This window comes from Tundrisphaera lichenicola (assembly GCF_051175385.1).
In the GTDB taxonomy this organism is placed as follows: domain Bacteria; phylum Planctomycetota; class Planctomycetia; order Isosphaerales; family Isosphaeraceae; genus Tundrisphaera; species Tundrisphaera lichenicola.
In genome coordinates this window covers 7,172,360-7,191,597 of sequence record NZ_CP195106.1, presented here as the reverse complement: position 1 = coordinate 7,191,597, position 19,238 = coordinate 7,172,360, and the positions used below count along the sequence as shown (strand labels likewise).

The 19,238-nt window shown below is 66.5% G+C and carries 19 protein-coding genes; 12 read left to right on the top strand and 7 right to left on the bottom strand.

The genetic code is table 11. The annotated features are described in order from the left end of the window. The first annotated feature begins 401 nt into the window (after nucleotides 1-401). The 9 genes from metG to P12x_RS28485 all read left to right on the top strand — a co-directional run bounded on the left by metG (nucleotide 402) and on the right by P12x_RS28485 (nucleotide 7,832). Nucleotides 402-1,982 carry a methionine--tRNA ligase gene (metG, locus tag P12x_RS28525; RefSeq protein WP_435008499.1) on the top strand — a complete coding sequence of 527 codons (1,581 nt, stop codon included), beginning with the start codon at nucleotides 402-404 and terminating at the stop codon, nucleotides 1,980-1,982. A gap of 179 nt (nucleotides 1,983-2,161) precedes the next feature. Continuing rightward, complete coding sequence (locus P12x_RS28520; RefSeq protein ID WP_435008498.1) at nucleotides 2,162-2,326, top strand: hypothetical protein; 165 nt, start codon at nucleotides 2,162-2,164, stop codon at nucleotides 2,324-2,326. 13 nt (nucleotides 2,327-2,339) lie between these two features. Further along, on the top strand, nucleotides 2,340-3,839 hold the full coding sequence (locus tag P12x_RS28515; protein ID WP_435008497.1) for an aldehyde dehydrogenase family protein: 1,500 nt from the start codon (nucleotides 2,340-2,342) through the stop codon (nucleotides 3,837-3,839). 15 nt (nucleotides 3,840-3,854) lie between these two features. Beyond that, nucleotides 3,855-4,166, top strand: a complete 312-nt coding sequence (locus tag P12x_RS28510; protein ID WP_435008495.1) for a hypothetical protein — start codon at nucleotides 3,855-3,857, stop codon at nucleotides 4,164-4,166. 41 nt (nucleotides 4,167-4,207) lie between these two features. After that, nucleotides 4,208-4,480: a hypothetical protein gene (locus P12x_RS28505; RefSeq protein WP_435008494.1), complete on the top strand. Its 273-nt coding sequence runs from the start codon at nucleotides 4,208-4,210 to the stop codon at nucleotides 4,478-4,480. Nucleotides 4,481-4,649: 169 nt separating this feature from the next. After that, on the top strand, nucleotides 4,650-4,877 hold the full coding sequence (locus tag P12x_RS28500) for a hypothetical protein (RefSeq protein ID WP_435008493.1): 228 nt from the start codon (nucleotides 4,650-4,652) through the stop codon (nucleotides 4,875-4,877). A gap of 23 nt (nucleotides 4,878-4,900) precedes the next feature. Beyond that, the gene (locus tag P12x_RS28495; RefSeq protein WP_435008492.1) at nucleotides 4,901-5,764 is read left to right on the top strand and encodes a hypothetical protein; all 864 of its coding nucleotides are present in this window, start codon (nucleotides 4,901-4,903) and stop codon (nucleotides 5,762-5,764) included. Between the two features lie 18 nt (nucleotides 5,765-5,782). Further along, complete coding sequence (locus P12x_RS28490) at nucleotides 5,783-7,165, top strand: AAA family ATPase (RefSeq protein WP_435008491.1); 1,383 nt, start codon at nucleotides 5,783-5,785, stop codon at nucleotides 7,163-7,165. A 4-nt stretch (nucleotides 7,166-7,169) separates the two neighbouring features. After that, nucleotides 7,170-7,832 carry a DUF4276 family protein gene (locus tag P12x_RS28485; RefSeq protein ID WP_435008490.1) on the top strand — a complete coding sequence of 221 codons (663 nt, stop codon included), beginning with the start codon at nucleotides 7,170-7,172 and terminating at the stop codon, nucleotides 7,830-7,832. A gap of 5 nt (nucleotides 7,833-7,837) precedes the next feature. On the opposite strand, the gene P12x_RS28480 is transcribed toward P12x_RS28485, so the two are convergent. Beyond that, nucleotides 7,838-8,506 (bottom strand): endonuclease III domain-containing protein, encoded by a 669-nt coding sequence (locus tag P12x_RS28480; protein WP_435008489.1) that lies wholly within the window; start codon nucleotides 8,504-8,506, stop codon nucleotides 7,838-7,840. A 128-nt stretch (nucleotides 8,507-8,634) separates the two neighbouring features. On the opposite strand from P12x_RS28480, the gene P12x_RS28475 reads away from it, so the two are divergent. Further along, on the top strand, nucleotides 8,635-9,957 hold the full coding sequence (locus P12x_RS28475) for a c-type cytochrome (protein ID WP_435008488.1): 1,323 nt from the start codon (nucleotides 8,635-8,637) through the stop codon (nucleotides 9,955-9,957). Nucleotides 9,958-9,978: 21 nt separating this feature from the next. Here P12x_RS28475 and P12x_RS28470 read toward each other — a convergent pair whose 3' ends face one another. The 6 genes from P12x_RS28470 to P12x_RS28445 all read right to left on the bottom strand — a co-directional run bounded on the left by P12x_RS28470 (nucleotide 9,979) and on the right by P12x_RS28445 (nucleotide 14,677). Then, nucleotides 9,979-10,794 (bottom strand): class I SAM-dependent methyltransferase, encoded by an 816-nt coding sequence (locus P12x_RS28470; RefSeq protein ID WP_435008487.1) that lies wholly within the window; start codon nucleotides 10,792-10,794, stop codon nucleotides 9,979-9,981. A gap of 35 nt (nucleotides 10,795-10,829) precedes the next feature. Next, a complete protein-coding gene (locus tag P12x_RS28465; protein WP_435008486.1) occupies nucleotides 10,830-11,213 on the bottom strand; it encodes a type II toxin-antitoxin system VapC family toxin in 384 nt (127 codons plus the stop codon). Beyond that, a complete protein-coding gene (locus P12x_RS28460) occupies nucleotides 11,213-11,434 on the bottom strand; it encodes a type II toxin-antitoxin system Phd/YefM family antitoxin (protein ID WP_435008485.1) in 222 nt (73 codons plus the stop codon). The genes P12x_RS28465 and P12x_RS28460 overlap by 1 nt, the downstream gene beginning before the upstream one ends. 117 nt (nucleotides 11,435-11,551) lie before the next feature. Further along, nucleotides 11,552-12,910 (bottom strand): MotA/TolQ/ExbB proton channel family protein, encoded by a 1,359-nt coding sequence (locus P12x_RS28455; RefSeq protein WP_435008484.1) that lies wholly within the window; start codon nucleotides 12,908-12,910, stop codon nucleotides 11,552-11,554. A gap of 139 nt (nucleotides 12,911-13,049) precedes the next feature. After that, a complete protein-coding gene (locus P12x_RS28450) occupies nucleotides 13,050-14,054 on the bottom strand; it encodes a hypothetical protein (protein ID WP_435008483.1) in 1,005 nt (334 codons plus the stop codon). A 134-nt stretch (nucleotides 14,055-14,188) separates the two neighbouring features. Further along, nucleotides 14,189-14,677 (bottom strand): L-2-amino-thiazoline-4-carboxylic acid hydrolase, encoded by a 489-nt coding sequence (locus P12x_RS28445; RefSeq protein ID WP_435008482.1) that lies wholly within the window; start codon nucleotides 14,675-14,677, stop codon nucleotides 14,189-14,191. Nucleotides 14,678-14,896: 219 nt separating this feature from the next. Between P12x_RS28445 and P12x_RS28440 the strand changes: the two genes are divergently transcribed. Both P12x_RS28440 and P12x_RS28435 read left to right on the top strand, forming a co-directional pair. Then, nucleotides 14,897-17,029, top strand: coding sequence for a polymorphic toxin-type HINT domain-containing protein (locus tag P12x_RS28440; RefSeq protein ID WP_435008481.1), 2,133 nt, complete (start codon nucleotides 14,897-14,899; stop codon nucleotides 17,027-17,029). Nucleotides 17,030-17,071: 42 nt separating this feature from the next. Continuing rightward, nucleotides 17,072-19,198 (top strand): polymorphic toxin-type HINT domain-containing protein, encoded by a 2,127-nt coding sequence (locus P12x_RS28435; RefSeq protein WP_435008480.1) that lies wholly within the window; start codon nucleotides 17,072-17,074, stop codon nucleotides 19,196-19,198. Nucleotides 19,199-19,238 lie beyond the last annotated feature (40 nt).

Sequence of the window (19,238 nt, the reverse complement as noted above, 5' to 3'; positions counted from 1 at the left end):
CTCTCTTCCTTGAGGATCGGGGATGGGTGATCGGGGAGTGGGCTGGTCGCCCGGCCGCCCCATCGTCGATTCGGCCGGGTCGGTCGCGGACATGAGCCTAATTTAGCGAAAGACTCCCTCGCGGACATGCCGGATCGGCGGCGAGCAGGCTTCCCCGGTTCCAATGTGCGACACGCAATCGTCAAGTCAAGTATGTTTCCCGATGGATTTCACTCCGGGGCTCGGCGGCCCGTCGGGTGGAGACGGCCCTCCCGGGCTTGCTGGCCGAGGGGGCGGCATTGCCGTAAGATCGACGGTCCGAACACCGGCGAGTATTCTGTGTCTTCATGGCCGGGGCGACGGCCCGCCCGAATTCACGGGCGATCTGCCGCCGACTTGATGGATGAATTGGGGCGTTGACGATGGGCTTCTACATCACGACGGCGATCGACTATCCCAACAGCCGACCCCACATCGGCACCGCGTTCGAGAAGATCGGCGCCGATGTCCAGGCCCGGTTCCGCCGGATGGAGGGGGACTCGGTCCACTTCCTGATGGGCAACGACGAGAACACCATCAAGGTCTCGCAGGCCGCCGAGAAGCTCGGGATGGAGCCCCGGCTCTATGTCGACGACATGGCCCTCCAGTTCCGCGAGGTCTGGTCGGCGCTGGAGATCTCCAACGACGACTTCATCCAGACCTCCGAGGAGCGGCACCACGTCGGCTGTCGGAAGTTTATCCAGGCGGTCTTCGACGCGGGGGATATCTACAAGAAGTCGTATACGGGGCTCTATTGCGACGGTTGCGAGGCGTTCAAGACCGAGAAGGAGGTCGTCGACGGCCGCTGCCCGAACCATCCCAATCGCGAGCTTCGGAAGGTCGAGGAGGAGAATTACTTCTTCCGCCTCTCCGCGTTCAACGACCGGCTCCTGGCCCACTACGAGGCGAACCCCGACTTCATCCAGCCCGAGAGCCGGCGCAACGAGATCGTCAGCCTCGTCAGATCCGGGCTCCAGGACGTATCCATCACGCGGAAGGGGTTCACCTGGGGCATCCCCGTCCCGTTCGACCCCGACCAGACCATCTACGTCTGGTTCGACGCGCTCCTGAACTACATCACGGCCATCGGCTACGGGACCGACGAGGGGCGGTTCCGGTCGATCTGGCCGGCGGACGTCCACGTGATCGGCAAGGACATCACCCGGTTCCACTGCGCCTTGTGGCCGGCGATGCTGATGTCGGCGGGCCTGCCCCTCCCGAAACGGGTCTTCGGCCACGGTTTCGTCTATCGGAAGGACGAGGGGACCGGCGAGGTCCAGAAGATCAGCAAGAGCCTGGGGAACGTCGTCGAGCCAATGGACATCATCGAGCGATTCTCGAGCGAGGGGTTCCGCTACTACTTCATGAGCCAATGTCCCTTCGGGGGCGACGGCGAGTTCTCGTTCGAGAGGTTCGCCGACGCCTACAACTCGGGCCTGGCCAACAACCTGGGGAACCTCTACAGCCGGACCCTCTCGATGTGCGTGAAGTACTTCGATGGGAACCTCGAAGGCTCGTCGAAGATCGACCCGACCGCCTGGCGGGCCGGGCTCGATCTCGGGGCGCTGGTCGAGGACCTACGCGGCCTGATTGGGACGTTCCAGTACAACGTCGCGCTCCAGCGGATCTGGACCGAGGTCCTCGACGCGGCGAACCGCTACATCGAGGTCACCAAGCCGTTCTCCCTGGCCAAGACCGACCTGGAGGCAACCAAGGTGGTCATGGTCAACCTGGCCGAGGCGATCCGGGCGGTCGCGATCCTGATCAAGCCTTTCCTGCCGGGGACGGCCTCGATGTTTTATCGGGCATTCAACTTTGAGGAAGCAGGCGACTGGGGATCCGTCGGTTTCGCCGACATCGCGACTCGTCCCGAGGGGCCGGATCTCCGGGTGACTGCCGAACTCGTGGAGGGGAAGCCGGTTCCGCTATTTCCAAAGATCGACCTCAAGGCAACCGGGAAATGATCTCCCCGTTCGCGGAACTCCGGCACGGGAGATGCGTCTAAGGGGTGGCATCGAGGCCGCCCCGGGAAATTTTTCGAGGGGTCGGTGACAGACGGTTTTCCGTGGCATAGGGTGAAGCTGAAGAGGCCAGGGTCGATGTTGACCAGGGAGCCTCTCGAATCGTGGAAGGGAGCCGCACGATGAACACCGAACCTTCGCTGGCCGTGACCCTGTCCGCCGAACTGTTCGAGCTGCTGACCGCCGAGGCACGGAAGCTCGGCCTGCCACTGGAATGGCTGGTCGCTTCGCTGGTGGCCGACACCGTCGAGCCCGAGTTGCCCGCCGTCAATCTGGCCTTCGCCTGATCGGTCGGGCTTCATGACGATCGACCTAGTGTCGAGCGATTTCCTGAGCGCGCGCAATCCCGCGACCGGATCCGAGATCGCTCGGGTTGTCGCGACCCCGTCGGGTGACGTCGACGCCATCGTGGCGCGAGCCTCGGCTGCCCAGGCCCTTTGGGCCAGGCTTCCCTGGAACGAACGAAGGATAGCCCTCCGACGATGGTGGGCCGTCTTGAGTCGAGATGCCGACGATTGGGCACACGCCATCCGCGACGAGGTGGGCAAGCCGACCGGCGAGGCGATGGCCGAAGTCGTCGCGACCCTGGACGCCCTCCGCTGGACCGTCCACCACGCCGGACGGGCCCTGGCCGACGAACGCCTGGGCGCGGGCTGGCAGAGAATCCTCCTGATCCCGCCGGCCAGGATCCGATGGGTCCCGCTGGGCGTGATCGGCATCATCGGGACCTGGAACTATCCCCTCCTGCTCAATGCGCCCGAGATTGCCCATGCCCTGGCCGCGGGCAACGCGGTCGTCTGGAAGCCATCCGAATTGGCGATCGGCCTGGGTCGACGGCTCCAGGATTCGATCGTCGAGGCCGGCCTGCCCGAGGGATTGGTCTCGGCGGTCTATGGAGGCCCCGAGGTCGGCCGGGCCCTGGTCGCCTCGGAGATCGACAAGGGTGTCTTCACCGGAGGGGTCGAGTCTGGGCGGAGCGTCCTGGGGGAACTAGGTCGTCGCGGGATCCCCACGATCGCTGAACTCTCCGGGTTCGACCCGGCGATCATCCTGCCCGACGCCCCGAGGGATTCGACAATTAAGGCGCTGACCTGGGCGTCATTCGTCGGGGCGGGCCAGACCTGCGTGGCCGTGAAGCGGGTCTACTTCGTGGGCGACGCCCGACCCTGGGCCGAGGCCCTGGCCGAACGAGCCCGAGGTCTCCGCGTGGGCGACCCCGCCGGAGGCTCGGTCGACGTCGGCCCGATGATCTCCCCCACGGCCCGCGACCGCTTCCACGCGATGATCTCGGCCGCGATCGACGCGGGGGCCGAGGTCCTGGCCGGCGGCTCGCCGTTGGAAGGCCCGGGATCCTTCTATCCCCCGACGGTCCTGATGGCCGAGACCCCCGAGCCCGAGCAGGCGCTCTCGGGCTGCTTCGGCCCGGTGGTGATCGTCCGGGGGATGCCCGACCCCGACCTCGCCGTCGAGGCCGCCAACGCCTCCCGGTTCGGGCTCTCCGCGAGCGTCTGGGGCCGGGACCTCCGCAAGGCCCGCGCGCTTGCGGCCCGCCTGGAGGCGGGGATGGTGGCCGTGAACGAGGCGGTCACCCCTTCGGCCCATGCTTCGGCCCCGTTCGGCGGGAGGAAGGCCAGCGGCTTCGGCCGGACCCGCGGGGTCGTCGGCCTCCGGGAACTGGCCCAGCCCCAGGTGATCCAGGTCCGGAATCCCGGCGGATTCCGCCCCCACCTCTTCCCGTATGGCGACCGGATGCTCAAAATCTTCTCCGTGTATCGCCGGTTCTTCCATCCCGGCGGCTGACACCGGGGGCAAGTCATGAGCGAGGGGTTGCAGTTCTCGACCCGAGGGATGATGCTGCTCGTCGGGCTCCTCGGCTTCGACGCCGCCGTGCTGGCCCGGGCCTACCAGCAGGGCCGGGTCGTCCACTCGGCGCCGGAGTACACGTTCGGCTTCGGGCTGGTCTTGCTCGTGCTGAACCTCGTCCTGTTCGGCCTCTGGCGGCACTTCGCCCGGGCCCGGGCCGGTGGTTGGCGGGCCACCCCCTCCCCGATGCTGATCGCGGGCCTCTACCTCGCGGTCATGGCCTTCGGGATCCTCTCGGTCCTCTTCCTGTCGGGTCGATTTTGAACGGGCGTCCGGGGCGTCGGCGGATCTCGACGCGAGGCTTGATGATCCTCACGGCCGTCGTCGCGGTCGACGTGGCCATCCTGATCCAATCGGCCAGCCTGGGATTCGGGATCGAGTTCCCCCTGTTCATCGCCTCGGTCTTGCTGACGATCAACCTCTTCTTCGCCAGCTATCTCAAGGCCGCCGACCGGATCAACGCCGCCCCGCCCGAGCGGCAGACCGAGATGATCGTGACCCTCGGCTGCCTGGTGGCCGTGATGATGGTCCTGCTGGTCCCCATCGTCTTCGTCCTCCTGATGCGCGGGCGGATCTGATGGCGGGGCTCTCCGGTCGATTCACCGGCCAGGGCCGCCTTTCCCCCGATAGGAGATCGCGGGAAGCCTACCCTTGAACCGGTCGAATCGCTACAATGGTCCCTGCCCCACCAATCGGTCGGGCGGATATGGATCAACGAATCCCGGCCCCTGACGGAGCGAGCCCGCCATGGCGAAGTTGCGACTCTTGAAGACCGGACACGGCGACCTCTGCCTGGCCGAGTGGGACCCGAATCGGCCCGACACCGTCGACGGTGCTGCCATCGCCTTCGCCGAGAACTTCACCGCGGGACGCCTGGCCTTCCGGCTCGACGGGCCGGGTCAGACCCGGCCGATTCGCGAGTTCGACGCGACGGCCCCCGAGATCCTCCTGGTCCCCGCCATCCAGGGCGGCTGAGCGATCGGGACGGGGCCAATCGCATGATCCGGACCGGCTACCTCCGATGGGAGATCGACGTCGCCGACGAGCGATCCCCCGTCGACGCCAAGGCCCGCGAGGTCTCCTTTCGCGCCCGCCCCAGCTACCGGGTCGTCCGCGTCAAGAACCAGGGGCATCAGGACGCCTCCGAGCGATTCGTCCGGGGCGAGGATACCTATGACGTGGTCCTCCGGAACCTCCAGAAGGAGGGCTCCGAGACCGACGTGACGATCCCCGATGTCGGACCTAGGGCTTTCCGCTACAGCGAGGACGACCGCGCCCAGACCCCCCGCTTCTGGATGTCCAAGCTCCAGCGAGAGGCCAACGCCTTCGCCGTCGAGGTCGTCCGGGCCGCCGCCGCCTTTCCCCAGATGGTCATCTCCAGCGCCGCGCTGAGGGCGGGCTATGCCCGGCTCGTCGAGTGGGAGATCTTCCGGGTGATCGAGGGTCGGAGCATCCCCCAGCCCACGATCGAGGACGAGCCGATGAGGCTCGACGCCGCCGCCTATCAGAAGGGCGTGCCCGAGCTGGTGGCCGCCGAGCTGGTCCGCGACGTGGTCGACAAGAAGGAGTTCGACGAGTTCTGCCGGTTCGACCGGGTGACCGTCCTCACAAACGGTAAGTTCTATCGGATCCCTCGACGACCCCACGGCCTGATCGAGGTCTGGGACGCCAAGACCCACCGGGCCGAGGCCCGCCTCTGCGTGGTCTTCCAGGACCCCGGGATGCCCCCCTCCGACGAGGTGGTGATGAAGTACCTCCTCGCCAAGCACCAGCCCGACCTCCTCTGGCAGGTCGGGATCAAGTTCAGTCCCCCCGCCGGGAGGTTCGACGCGGCCCCGCCCCGGCGATGGCGGGGGGAGTGAAGCTCGATTTGTCGATCTGTGAAACCTTATATGCTGACAAAAATAGAGATATCAGGATTTAAATCGTTTGACGATTTTGCTGTCAACCTCAATCCCTTCTCGGTCATTGTCGGCCCGAATGCCTCCGGTAAGTCCAACCTGTTCGACGCGATCCGACTCCTCTCCTTACTCGCTGGGACGGACCTTCGGACAGCGATCCAGCAGATTCGAGGAGAGACTCACGAACTATTCCGCTTCGGGACCGATGGCTTACCCGGTTCTCGGATGAAGTTCGCCGTCGAAGTCCTCCTCGATCCACGCATGACGGACCCCTGGGGAGCCGTCGTCAAGATCACGCATTCACGGATTCGATACGAGGTCGAGATCGAGCAGAAGAAAGACAATCGAGGCATCGATCGACTGGTCGTCACGCGCGAGGAGGCTAGCCCCATCTTGAGCAAGGACGACCACTGGCGTCCGAATGGCAAGAAGCCAGCAGGCGAGTTCAAGCGAAAGTATTTGAATTATTCGCGAATCGTACCCTGGCTAACGACCCAGATTTCCGGAGGGGTTCGTCGTTTCGAAATTCGCCAGGATGGTCATCAGGGCAGGAGCCGCCCGGCCGATGCAGCCGAGGCCACAGTGCTTTCGAGTATCACGAGTGCCGATTTTCCGCACCTCTTTGGATTGCGGGAAGAATTGAGGTCATGGCGGTTCTTGCAACTGGACCCGGTCGCGATGCGACAATCGAGTTCCACGACCGCCCCCGACGAATTGGAACCCAACGGGTCGAACCTCGCGTCGGTTCTGGCGCGAATCAAGCACGACACATCAACTCCGACTCGTCCCCAAGGAGTCCTATCCGACATCGCGATTGATCTAGCCGGGCTCATCAAGGGCGTGGTGGGCTTGAGTTTGGACGAAGATATTCAGGATCATAAATATCGGGTCGATTTGCAGTTCAGGGACGCACCTTCGATGAGCGCCCGGATCGTTTCGGATGGGACGTTGCGCGTGCTTGCTCTGTTGACAATCCTGCACGACCCTAAACATCGCGGACTGATCTGTTTCGAAGAGCCGGAAAACGGTATCCATCCCGGCCGTCTCGCCGGGTTGATCGAATTCATTCGCGATGCGGTTAACCGACCATTTGAAGAGCGAGGTCAGGACGAAGAACCGCTTTCACAAGTTTTGCTGAATAGCCACTCACCGGTATTCTTGTCCAACCTCTCCAAGCAAGAAATGATGTTTGCAGACATGATTGATGTTGTCGATCCGGGGTGCAAACAGGTCATAAGGAGGACTCGCATTCGCCCCATCAAGCCGGAGAATCAGGCGTTCATCGAGTTTGGCGATGAAAGAGATTACGTCGCGCCCTATGAAGTCACGAAGTATCTATCCACAGTCGATCGGGACGCCTGACGTCATGCGCTATCTGGGGCTCGCCCTTTATGCGGAAGGGCCGACCGACTATTGGTTTCTTTTACCCATCCTGCGTCGGCTTGCCGATGACCTTTGCTTGAGGGAAGCAATCGACCAGGTACAAATCGGAGATGTAGTTCCTGTAGATGCTCCCAAGAAGGATAGGCCTCCGGATCGAGCGGCACGGATTTTGGCGGCGGTGGAGTCTGTCGACGGGGCTTTCGACATCCTCTTCGTCCATACGGACGGTGCCAACGATCCGAAGCGGGCTCGACTTGAAAAAGTTCAGCCCGCCATCGAACTGCTGAAACGCCAATCGCCGAGGTGGGCCGATGGTACAGTTGCCGTCGTGCCCGTTCGCGAGACCGAGGCATGGGCACTGTCGGACGGGGATGCGTTGCGTACCGCCCTCGGTTCGAGACTACCCGATGATCAGCTCGGACTTCCGGCAAAAACAGCCGAAGTCGAATCGTTGCCTGATCCGAAACGCTCTCTCGACCAGGCCTACCTGAACGCGGTCGGTCGTCGACGTCCGCCTCGCAACGGGATCTTGGCAATCCTCGCCGAACAGATTCGACTTGAGGGATTGAGGAATGTCCCTTCCTTTCAGAATTTTGAGGAAGATCTCCGCCGAGCCCTGCGCGATCTGCGGTTTATCCCCGGCTGAGATTCTCACCGGCTCGAAGTCACCCCAACCTGCCCGCAGATCGACAGGAGCGGGCACTTCGAACACTTCGGCCGGACCCCGGTGCAGACGGCCTTGCCGAAGGGGACGAGCCGCTCGTTGATCTCGATCCAGTAGCGCTCGGGGAGCCTGGCGGCGAGTTCGATCATGGTCCGCTCGGGGGTCGTGGCTTCGACGTAACCCCAACGATTGACGATCCGGTGGACGTGGATATCGACCGCGATCGCGGGCCTGCCGAAGCCGACGGCCAGGGTCAGCGCGGCAATCTTGGGGCCGACCCCTCGGAAGGCGGTCAGGCCCTCCGGCGTGTCGGGCACGATCCCTCGATGCTCCTCGATAATCTGCTCCGACAGGGCGATCAGGTCGCGGGCCTTGGGCTCGGGGAAGGATGCCCCCCGGAGGAGGTCGGCGAGCGTGGGCACGTCCAGCTTCGCCATCGCCTGCGGGGTCCGGGCCGTCTCGAAGAGGCGGAGGCAGACGCCCATCGTGGTCTCGTCGCGGGTCCGGGCCGAGATCAGGCTGCCGACGAGCTGCTCGAACGGCGAGTTGAATCCCCGGTCGCGGAGGTCGAACATCGCGGCCTTGGGGAGCCCGGCCACGGCCTCGCGGAGCCGGCGGAACGCCTCGTCGATGTCGAACGGTTCCCGGGCGGGCATGATGACTTTCCGTGGGCGAGGCCCGATGGTTGTCTCGAAGGGGGGGGAATGCCTACGATAAACGATCGACCACGAGTCGCGAACGATATGCCGCGGCCTGATCCTCATAACCCTCGGCGCGAACTTCCATGCGGATTTCCTTGCTTGTCGTCGTGTCCTGGCTCGGTTCGGGGGATGTCCCGGCGGCCGAGCCCCCCCCGAAGGCGGTCGCAACGTGGGCGGCCGGGCCGATGGAGGTCCGGGTGGCCTTCGACCGCGCGGTCGACCCCTCGGTGGCGACCGGGATGGTCGGCGGGTCGGTGGGGTTCGGCGAGGAGCCCAAGCCGGGCAAGCCGGACTCGGCCGGACGACCGGGCGGCGATCGGGGGGCGCTCCGGATCGCCTCGGCGCGACTGATCGACGAAGGGCGGACGCTGGTCCTGGTCACCGACCCCCACCCTCGCGAGGCGACCTACCGGCTGACCTTGCCGGGCCTGAAGGGGGCGGGCCAGGCGGGGGAAGGATCGCGGGTCGAACTGAGCTACGACCTCTCGGGCGTCGAGGTGGGATGGGCCCAGGGGGACGGGGAGAAGCCGTCGTGGTCGGGCTGGTGGCCTCACGTCGAGCCCGAGGCCAGCCGGGTCTTGCTGGCGGGATCGGCCGAGCACGACCGACTCTGGCCGATGGTCGAGAAGCCCGGCCGCTTGACGATCCGGACCCTGGTCGTCCTGCCGAAGGGAGAGGCCGTCCTGGCGATCGAGGCGGGCTCGGCGTTCGAGGTGATGCTGGATTCGGAGTCGGCGAAGTCCGAACGCGGCGGCGATGCCCATCGGGCGACGATCAAGGTGGAGTCGACCGGCGAGGCGATCGGGCTGGACCTGACCCTCGAAACTTCCCAGGGGCGGGCGCCCCGGCTCCGGGTGACGACCGGCCTGGGGGAAGCCCCCCCGGAGAGCCCCCTGCCCCGCTCGGCCTTCGTGCTCTCCTGGGCCCCGCCCGCGTTGCCGCCCGCACCGACGCCCGCGGTCCCCGAGACGTTCCTGACCGGCGGCGACCCCGCCCGGGGCGAGGTGATCTTCCGGGGCGAGCAGGCCAAGTGCGCCAATTGCCACCAGGTCCGAGGTCAAGGCGGGCAGGTCGGCCCCGACCTGACCACCCTGGCCGGTCGTGACCGGGCCTGGGTCTATCAGAACATCATCGAGCCGAGCGCCTCGATCCACCCCGACTACCTCTCGTGGACCGTCGCGATGAAAGACGGTCGGATCGCCATGGGCGTGGTCCGGGCCGAGGGGGCCGACTCGTTGAAGGTCAGCGACATCGACGCCAAGCAGACCGTGATCCCTCGCGACGAAGTGGAGGAGATCCGCCCGAGTGCCTCGTCGATCATGCCGGTCGGGCTGCTCGGGGCGCTGGGTGAGCAAGGGACCCGCGACCTCCTGGCCTACCTCACGGCGCCCGGCCCTCCTCGATGATCGCCCGGTCCGGTCGGAGATTCAGTCTGGCTTGATCCCCCGGGCGACCGCGATGAAGAGGTACGGTTCCTCGCGGGACCGCCTCGACCGCCCGCGGACGACGTAAGGGTTGAAGATCGAGGACGGGAATCGGTCGCGGCCCTGGATCAGTTCGAGGATCCTGGATCTCGTGGCCGGGTCGACCTCGGGCCGGATCGCGGGGCAGAGCCAGGTGGTGGCCCTCCAGAACCCTCGGATCCGGAGCCAGGGAGACCGCTCGGCCGCCAGGGACCGAGGGCTCCACCAGGCGGCCGTTCGAGGAAACTGCGAGTAGAGCCGGACCGACCGGAACCGCGACTCCAGGAGCCCGACGAACTCCCCCTCATCCAGCTCGGATTGGTGGAACGGGTTGAGCGGCCCCTCGCCGCTGTAGACCGGCCGGTTGGGGGTCGAGAGGATCAGGACCCCCTCGGGCACGAGGACCCGGGCGCATTCGCGGAGGAATTGGTCGGGATTCTCGACGTGCTCGATCGTCTCGAACGAGACGACCAAGTCGACCGACCGATCCGGCAAAGGGATCGCCTGCGCGTTGCCGACCCGGGCGTCGAGACCATACTTGGCTCGGGCATGCTCGCAGGCTTCGGGCGAGAGGTCGACCCCCACGACGCTCGAGGCCCCGGCCATGGCCAGGCCCGCCGCCCCATACCCCTCTCCGCAGGCGATGTCGAGCACCCGCTTGCCGACGACATGATCCTTCGCGAACCGATAGCGGGCGACATGCTCCCAGAAGATCCGCGCGTGGGCATCCTCGGGGACCATCCGCTCGGTGCAACTGCCGTCGGGATCTGCTTCGCCCATGCTCGATCACCCCTGGACTTGCAATGCTCGATGGGTCACCAGATCCTGCGGACGGGATACGAATCAAAGGCGACATCCGCGCCGATGATGGGAATGCCCTCGACGATGGCCTGGGCGATCAGAAGCCGGTCGAAAGGATCGTTGTGGTGATGGGCCAACCCTTCGACCGTGGTGGCATGCTCGAGGGAGATCGGGAGCAAATCCAGGTGATTCGCGGGTAGCTCTCGCTCCAGGAGAGAGCGGCTGGGTTCCGTCAAATGCAACTTGCCCAGGCCTGCTTTGATGGCGATCTCCCAGCATGAGGCGATGCTGACGAACTTGTGTTGATTCGCGTCTTCGATCAACGCCTTTGCTTTCGAGCTGAGTCGAGGATCGTCCCGGAGGAACCAGAGCAACGTATGAGTGTCGATGAGAATCATCACTTCATGTATTCCCGGAAGTCCTCCAATGGGGCATCGAAATCGGGCGAGATCCACAGAATCTTGTCCTTGGCGCTCCCCGCCTTGCAGGGCCACTGCTTGGGTTCGCTCCGCGTCAGGGTGGCGACCGGCTCGCCGTCCTTGGTGATGATGAGTGGCTCGCCGGGATTGAGCCCGGCGATGATTTCCTGGAGCTGGGACTGGACTTCTTCGAGGTTCATCGTCGGCATGGCTCGGTCCTGCCTGGAGTTCAATCTTCAACCGGGACCGGCTCGATTCGTCGGGCCCATTTCAGCCTAGCCTTTATGATACAGGAGCAGCTTTTGCCGAGTCGATGATCAGGCCGCCTCGGTGTCCTGCGCGACGGCCGGATAGGTGCTGAAGGTCCGCTTGACGATGCTCCGGTAGAGGGCGTTGCCCTGCTCCATGCTGACGTTGAGCAGGTCGAGCGCGTCCTTGAGGCTGTGGAGGGTCCGGGCCAGTTGCTCCTGGCTGGATCGGCTGGAACGCTCGAAGGAGGAGGCCCAGGATTCGGAGAGCCCTTCGATCGCGGCGGTGGTCCGGTCGAGCCCGCGCTTGATCTCCTCGAGGGGCTCGGCGGTGGGCTCGACGTTGGCCATGGCGACCTCGATCCGCCCGAGGATGCCGACCCCTCGGCGGACCCCGTCGTCGAGCGTCCCGAGGCGGGCGAACTCCTCGCCCAGTCGTCCCATCGCCTGGGCCCCTTCGTGGAGCCCGGCCAGGGCGTTCGGGAGCCGGTCGACCGAGTCGGCGAAGCGGTCGACGTGCGGGCCGAGCCCCTCGCCCATCCGGGCGGAGAGCTCCTGCAAGGCCCGGGTGGCGGGCTCCATCGCCGCCATCAGGTCCCGCCTCATCGCCTCCAGGTGCGGGGCCAGGGCCTCCGAGACTCCCGCGGCCAGCGGATGCTCGGCCGACGCCCCGGCGCGGGGGAGGACCTGCTCGACGACCCAGCGGTCGACCCGGGCGAGCTGGTCCTCGGACCTCCGGTAGACCAGCGTTAGGACCAGCATCAAGGCGGCGCTCAGGAAGAGGGCCAGCAGGGTGCTGTCGAAGGCCACCTGCAAGGCCGAGGTCACGCTGGTCAGGTTGCTCATGAACCCATCCAGATCCTTGACCATCGGCAGGACCAGGCTGATGTTCATCAGGGCCTTGGAGATCCCCTCGACGGTGCCGATGAAGCCGATCACCGGCAGGAGATACAGGATGTATCGCGGCAGGGTGAACCGCCCGGCGGCCTGCTCCTGGTCGAGGCCCGACCCCTCGCGGTTGACCTCCATGAGCTGTTCGGCGGGGGCGGTCTTGCTCTGCTCGGCGAATCCGGCGAGCTGGCGGACCCGCCCGGCCAGGACCCGCTGGTCGTCCTCGGCGATCGCGCCCGGCTTGACCAGCGGCTCGCCCTTGGAGCCGAGCCAGCCGGAGGCCTGGCCGAAGGCGGATTCGTTCCGCCAGAGCCGGATCAACTCCAGGCCGAGCGTGGCCACGGCCCAGAAGTAGATGGCCGTCCCGACGTATTGTTCCCACCCCCGCTCGAACATCAGCGTGGGGTTGAAGACCATCAGGGCGATCGGGAAGGCGCAGGCGATGGCTAGCATCGCCAGGGTCCCCGGGTAGCTCAGTCGCGAAGGCTGATGGACGGAAGACCTGGCCCGGTTTGGGGTTTTAACGGGGCTGGGCATGTTCGGCGTCCTTCCTTGAACGAGGCGCGGGGCGTCAGCCGGCCCGCCTATCGGCCGTCATCCTTGGGATAATCGGCAAGGTCGCCGTGCGACTTGAGCCCGATCCGATCGCGGGGAGGGTCGGGCTCAAGTCGGACGTTCACCGAGAGCCGAAGATTTCCGAGACGTCGCCGGCGATCACCGAGAGTGCCTCGGCGACGGCCCGGGCCGAGCCCATGGTGAAGTCCCGGACGAGGGCGGCCTGGGTCCCTCCGGGGGTCGGCAGGCCCTTGAGCTGGGATTTGAGGCTCGTTGGCGCGTCGCTGGCGATGGCCTGGCGGATCTGCGGGATCAGGGTGGAGGCGGCCGGATATCGGCCGAGGCTCCCGGTGAGGCTGTCTCCGAGCCCTTGCAAGGCCCGGTCCACCCGGGCGTCGAAATCGTCGCGGGCGGCCTGCGGGTTGGCCTGGTTCGACAGGAGGACGCCCTTGACCGCGTGGAAATAGTCTTCGAGGAAGGTCCCGAACGCCTTTCGGACCTCCTGCGAGACGTCGGTCGAGGTCCGGGTCGCGGAGCCGAGGATCTCGGTGGGCGCGGGGGCGATCCCCTGGGGGATCGGGATCCGGGTCACCGGGACGCCCGAACCGGCCACCCCGTCGACATGGGTCGTCAGCGGGACGGGGGTCGAATGGATCAGCGGGATCAGGGCGAGGCTGACCGTCGAGGCCGGCGAGATCGCCTGCGTCGGCAGCGCCAGGAGGCGGCTGACGAGGCTGTTCGGGTCGTCGCCGAGGATCGCGTCGGTCACCTGCGTCGTCGTGGTCGAGCTGCTGGAGGCCGGGTCCAGGGTCGCGACGAGGTCGCTCACCAGGACGTCGAGCGCGTCCTGGATCGAGGCATTGAATGCCGCCCGGTTGGCCGAAAGATTGACCTTCCCGTCCGGCCCCGGGGCCAGCAGGATCGATTCGACCGCCGTCGCGTAGGCCTGATCGAAGGTGTCGATCGCCGCCAGGACCCGCGGGTCATCGGCATGGACCTGGGGCGGCAAGGATGTGGAGATGTCGATCGGCGGCGCGACGGCGGGGGCCAGGACCGCGACGGCGGGCACGGCGCGGGATTCCAGGCATTCCGCGAGCCAAGGGCGGAAGGCGGTACGCTTTCTCAAGGGAGCCTCCTGGGTCGAGCGGTGTCCCGATGTCCCCCGGCGAGTGGGGGGCAGCACGCGATGGGATGCTTCGATCCTAGGCGAGGCTCCCGCCGACGTTCGTAAACGATTGTCAATTCCGGGAGCCCACCGCGTCAATCGTCCCCTTGCCGCTTTTCGGCCCGGAACCGGAAGTCGCAGTGCGAGGCCCCTCCCATGATCGTCCGGGTCCGGGTCAGCGTGATCTCGGGATTGAAGCCCTCGATCAGGGCGAAATCGCGCAGGCAGGACAGGCTCGCGCCGAGGTCGGCCAGGCCGAGGGCCCGGTACAGCTCGGCATACTTGCAGCGGGTGACGTTGAACGAGAGCCGCTCCGGCGACTTCTCCAGCATCTCGATCTCCAGGGCCCCGCCGGCGCTCCAGAGGTCGAGGCTCGCCGCGAACCCCTCCAGCGAGGCATCGCCCAGTCGTCGGGCGAGGTCGGCCCCCCCCTCTCGGGCCAGCCCGGCGATCACCTTGCGGACCACCTCCAGGGCCTTCTCCGGCCCGATCTCCTCGGCGAACCCCCGGATCAGCGGGCCGATCACCCGCGCCTCGATCTCCCGACGTTCCAGCAGCGTCAGCGAAGGCTCTTCGGTCGCCATGATCCGATCTCCTGATTCCTTCTTGATTTCCACCGACGAGGACTCCCGGAGCGGCGCCCCGACTCCCTTTCATGATACTCGCCCGGGCTCGTTAGGTGATCTGGGCTCACGAACCATCCATCGAGCCACGGACATCCCTTGTCCCGACGACTCCGGGACCGATACGATCCAGGTAGATGACTCAGGAAAGCGAATCTCGATCCAAAGGAGTCCGAGATCATGTGCCTCGCCCTGATCTGTGCCGGACTGATGGCCGCGATCTCCGACAACCCGCCCGAGGTCAATCAGGCTTATCAGGAAGCCAGAGCCAGCGCCGGTCGGTCGTCGGAGGATCAGGTACGTCTGGCGTTGTGGTGCGAGGCGCACGGCTTGACCCGTGAGCGGTTGAATCACCTGGCCGTGGCGGTGCTGGCCGATCCCCAGAACGCCACGGCCCGGGGCCTGATGGGCCTGGTGGCGTATCAGGGCCGGTTCCTCCGCCCCGAGGCGGTGGCCGAGCGGTCGCAGGCCGAGCCGATCCTGGCGGAGTACGACGCGAGGCGTGCCAGGGCCCCATACAGCGCCGACGGCCAGTGGTCGATGGGTCTCTGGGCCGAGGAGCATGGGTTGAAGGATCAGGCCCGGGCCCACTTCACGGCGGTGACCCGGCTCGATCCGACTCGCGAGGCCGCCCGGATGCGGTTGGGCTACAGGAGAGTCGGCGGCCGGTGGGTCACCGATGCCCAACTGGCCGCCGAGAAGGCCGAGGCCGAGGCGCAGAAGCAGGCCGACAAGAAGTGGAAGGCGGTCCTGGTGAGGCACCGCAATGCCCTTGGTGTCCCGAGCAAGCGGGCCGAGGCCTCGCTGCTGGCGGTGACCGACCCCAGGGCGGCGGCCTCGGTGGCACGCGTGTTCGGGGGTGGTCGAGCCGCCGACCAGGAGATGGCCGTCCGACTCTTCGGCCAGATCGAGGGGCCGTTCGCCTCGAAGTGGCTCGCCTTCCTGGCGATCTCCTCCTCATCTCCGGCGGTCCGCCGCGCGGCGACCGAGACGGTCCGGCTTCGGGACCCCAGGGAATATCTGGGTCTACTGATCGGCCTGATCCGCGATCCGGTCAAGTATGAGGTTCGGCCGGTGGGCGGTCCGGGCTCGCCGGGCGTCCTCTTCGTCGAGGGGAAGAAGGCCAACGTCCGGAGAGTTTACTCGCCTCCTCCTCCCCCCGAATTCTTGTTCTTGGCCGGCGATTTTTTCGGGTTTGACGAGGACGGATTGCCCGTGGTCCGCCGCTATGGCGTTCCGATGACTCGGGTCACATCAACGAACACGGCAACTTTCACCCCGGACGAGTACCTCGGTCGGGTCAAGGTCGACCCCGATCGGGCCAAGTTACTCGATCGCGCCCATGCTGCGCCCGGCAACACTTACCAAGACCTCACGACCCGGCAGGACGCATCGTTCGCGGCGCTGCCGCAGGCTTCGCGGGTCAGGGGTGGTCCGGTCACCGTCAGCGACTACCAGGCCGAGACCACTCAGGTTGAGATCACCATCCCGGTCGGCCGGATGATCCTCGAATCGCAGAGGACGGCGGTCGCGGCCCAGGAGCAGTTGATGGAAGACATCCGGGCGATCGAGGCCCGAAACGATTCGATCAGGCGATCCAACGAAACCGTCAGATCCACCTTGAAGGACGCGATCGGGCAAGACCACGGCGACGACCGCGAGGCCTGGGACCGGATGTGGGTCGATCGGCTCGGATATGCGTTCCGGACCTCGACCTCGCCTGTCCCGACGATTGTCGAGAATGTCCCTCTCGGTTACCAGCCGGCGCCGATCGTCCCCACGGCCTCCCTGAACGTCGTCGGGAGCGGCTCGGGTACCTCAGCATCACTACCGCCGGCGCATTCTTGCTTCGCCGCCGGGACGACGGTGCGGACGATCGAGGGGGATCGCGCCATCGAGACCGTCCGAGCCGGCGACCTCGTGCTGACGCAGGACACCGGGACCGGGGCCCTGACCTATCAGCCGGTCGTGGCCGCGTTCCACAACCCGCCCAACGCGACGCTCCGGATCGGGCTGGGCGAGGATGTCGTGGTGGCCACCGGGATCCACCGGTTCTGGAAGGCGGGCAAAGGTTGGGTGATGGCTCGCGACCTGAAGGCGGGCGACCCGATCCGCACGCTGGGCGGGGTTGCGAGGGTGGAGTCGGTGGAGGAGGAACAGGGGGTCCAGCCGGTGTTCAACCTGGAGGTGGCCGAGGGCCACAGCTTCCTGGTGGGCAAGCTGGGGGCGCTGGTGCATGACAACAGCCTGGTCGAGCCGGTCCAGGCCCCCTTCGACGCGGCGTCGGCGTCGTTGGCGGATCACTCCGAATAATCGCGTCTTTAACCCTCGATGGATCATGCGGAGGACGGTTCGATGCTGACGCTGGTCGCCTTGATGTCGCTGCTGGCGGTGCCCGATGGACCGTCGTCCGAGGTCACCCAGGCCTATCAGGAAGCCCGAGCCGGTGCCGGCCGGTCGTCGGAGGATCAGGTCCGGCTGGCGCTCTGGTGCGAGGCGCACGGCTTGACCCGAGAGCGGTTGAATCATCTGGCCGTGGCAGTTCTGGCTGATCCGCAGAATGCCACGGCGCGGGGCCTGATGGGTCTGGTGGCCTATCAGGGTCGGTTCCTCCGTCCCGAGGCGGTGGCCGACCGCGCCAGGATGAACCCGGCGCTGGCCGAGTATGACGAGCGGCGGATGAAGGCCCCGTACACCGCCGAGGGTCAGTGGTCGATGGGGGTCTGGGCCGAGGATCGGGGATTGAAGGAGCAGGCCCGGGCCCACTTCACCGCCGTCACCCGGCTCGACCCGACTCGCGAGAATGCCTGGCGTCGTCTGGGATTCAAGAAGCAGGGCCGGCGATGGGTCACCGACGCGCAATTGCTCGCCGAGAAGGCCGAGGCCGAGGCGCAGAAGCAGGCCGATAAGGACTGGAAGGCCCGGATCGATCGGTATCGGGCGATGCTCGACCAGCCATCGAAACGGGATGAGGCCGAGGCGGCGTTGCTGGCGATCACCGACCCTCGCGCGGTGCCCTCGGTGGTGGGATCGTTCGTGAGCGGTCGCCATACCGATCCGCTCCGGGCGGTGCAACTGCTCGGGCAGATCGACTCGCCTTCGGCATCGAGGGCGATGGCGGCCCTGGCGGTCTTCGACCGGTCGGCCGAGGTCCGTCGGGTGGCCGTGGAGACGCTCCGGTGGCGCGACCCTCGCGACTTCGTCCGGCTCTGGATAGGGCTGATTCGCGACCCGATCAAGTTCCAGGTGCAGCCGGTCGGGGGGCCGGGCTCGCCGGGCTCGCTGGTGATCGAGGGGCCGAAGGCGGACCTGAAGCGGGTCTACGCCCCGCCGGCGATGCCGCAGTTCCCGATCCTGCCGGGGGCCCGGCTCAGCTACGACGCCAACGGCTTGCCCGTCATCACCGAGACGATCGGAGTGGAGCGGGTGATGGTCGTCAACCAGCCGTTTTACAACTTCGACGGCCAGCAGGTCGCCGCCGCCGTCACCCAGGCCGCGAAGGGGGGCGACCTCGGGCAGATCCTCAAGGATCAGGCCGCCGCCGGGCGACCGGCTCAGGCGATCGGAGGCTACCTTCCTGGTGTCATCACGGGCGATGGCTTCAGGCCGATCGATATCAGGATTGGACGAGGGACCCAGCAAAACTTGACTGAGGCCAATCAGGAGAAAGACCTCCAGATCCCGATCGGCCAGATGAGGCTCGAGGCCCAGAGGTCGGCCGAGATGGCCCAGCGGCAACTATCCGGCGACGTCGCGGCGATCGAGCAGGCCAACGCGGCGGTCCGGCGATCGAACGAGCCGGTTCTCCAGGCCCTCCAGGCGGTCACGGGCAAGGATCTGGGAGATGATGCCCTGGCCTGGAGCAAATGGTGGACCGACCAGGAAGGGTATGCCTACGCCATCACCCAGACCGCCGAGAGGCCGACGATCGTCGAGACCGTCCCCCTGGCCTTCACCCCGACCGCCATCCCTCAGATCGTCACTGGGGTCACCGTCGCCATCCGCCACGCCTGCTTCGCCGCCGGGACGACCGTGCGGACGATAGAGGGGGATCGCGCCATCGAGACCGTCCGCGCCGGCGACCTGGTGTTGGCCCAGGACACCGGGACCGGGGCCCTGACGTATCAGCCGGTCGTGACCGCGTTCCACAACCCTCCCAGCGCGACGCTGCGGATCGGGCTGGGCGAGGATACGGTGGTGGCCACCGGGATCCACCGGTTCTGGAAGGCGGGCCAGGGTTGGGTGATGGCCCGCGACCTGAGGGTGGGCGACCCGGTCCGGACGCTGGGCGGGGTGGCGAAGGTGAAGTCGGTGAAGGAGGACGAGGGGGTCCAGCCGGTGTTCAACCTGGAGGTGGCCGAGGGCCACAGCTTCCTGGTGGGCCGGCTGGGTGCGTTGGTGCATGACAACAGCCTGGTCGAGCCGGTCCTCAATCCCTTCGACGCCCCGGCGGTGGCCGTGGCTTCCAAGGTGGCCCGGTGACATCGCCCTCGGGGTCGGGTGTAATGGGGAGGACCCTCCC

Excerpts from the sequence above, each read along its gene's own strand:
- P12x_RS28480 (WP_435008489.1), bottom strand. The coding sequence starts at position 8,506 with ATGCCCGCCCGGGAACCGTTCGACATCGACGAGGCGTTCCGCCGGCTC.
- P12x_RS28440 (WP_435008481.1), top strand. The coding sequence starts at position 14,897 with ATGTGCCTCGCCCTGATCTGTGCCGGACTGATGGCCGCGATCTCCGAC.
- P12x_RS28500 (WP_435008493.1), top strand. The coding sequence starts at position 4,650 with ATGGCGAAGTTGCGACTCTTGAAGACCGGACACGGCGACCTCTGCCTG.
- P12x_RS28485 (WP_435008490.1), top strand. The coding sequence starts at position 7,170 with ATGCGCTATCTGGGGCTCGCCCTTTATGCGGAAGGGCCGACCGACTAT.
- P12x_RS28515 (WP_435008497.1), top strand. The coding sequence starts at position 2,340 with ATGACGATCGACCTAGTGTCGAGCGATTTCCTGAGCGCGCGCAATCCC.
- P12x_RS28505 (WP_435008494.1), top strand. The coding sequence starts at position 4,208 with ATGATCCTCACGGCCGTCGTCGCGGTCGACGTGGCCATCCTGATCCAA.
- P12x_RS28495 (WP_435008492.1), top strand. The coding sequence starts at position 4,901 with ATGATCCGGACCGGCTACCTCCGATGGGAGATCGACGTCGCCGACGAG.
- P12x_RS28460 (WP_435008485.1), bottom strand. The coding sequence starts at position 11,434 with ATGAACCTCGAAGAAGTCCAGTCCCAGCTCCAGGAAATCATCGCCGGG.
- P12x_RS28510 (WP_435008495.1), top strand. The coding sequence starts at position 3,855 with ATGAGCGAGGGGTTGCAGTTCTCGACCCGAGGGATGATGCTGCTCGTC.
- P12x_RS28470 (WP_435008487.1), bottom strand. The coding sequence starts at position 10,794 with ATGGGCGAAGCAGATCCCGACGGCAGTTGCACCGAGCGGATGGTCCCC.
- P12x_RS28435 (WP_435008480.1), top strand. The coding sequence starts at position 17,072 with ATGCTGACGCTGGTCGCCTTGATGTCGCTGCTGGCGGTGCCCGATGGA.
- P12x_RS28445 (WP_435008482.1), bottom strand. The coding sequence starts at position 14,677 with ATGGCGACCGAAGAGCCTTCGCTGACGCTGCTGGAACGTCGGGAGATC.
- P12x_RS28455 (WP_435008484.1), bottom strand. The coding sequence starts at position 12,910 with ATGCCCAGCCCCGTTAAAACCCCAAACCGGGCCAGGTCTTCCGTCCAT.
- P12x_RS28475 (WP_435008488.1), top strand. The coding sequence starts at position 8,635 with ATGCGGATTTCCTTGCTTGTCGTCGTGTCCTGGCTCGGTTCGGGGGAT.
- metG (WP_435008499.1), top strand. The coding sequence starts at position 402 with ATGGGCTTCTACATCACGACGGCGATCGACTATCCCAACAGCCGACCC.
- P12x_RS28520 (WP_435008498.1), top strand. The coding sequence starts at position 2,162 with ATGAACACCGAACCTTCGCTGGCCGTGACCCTGTCCGCCGAACTGTTC.
- P12x_RS28465 (WP_435008486.1), bottom strand. The coding sequence starts at position 11,213 with ATGATTCTCATCGACACTCATACGTTGCTCTGGTTCCTCCGGGACGAT.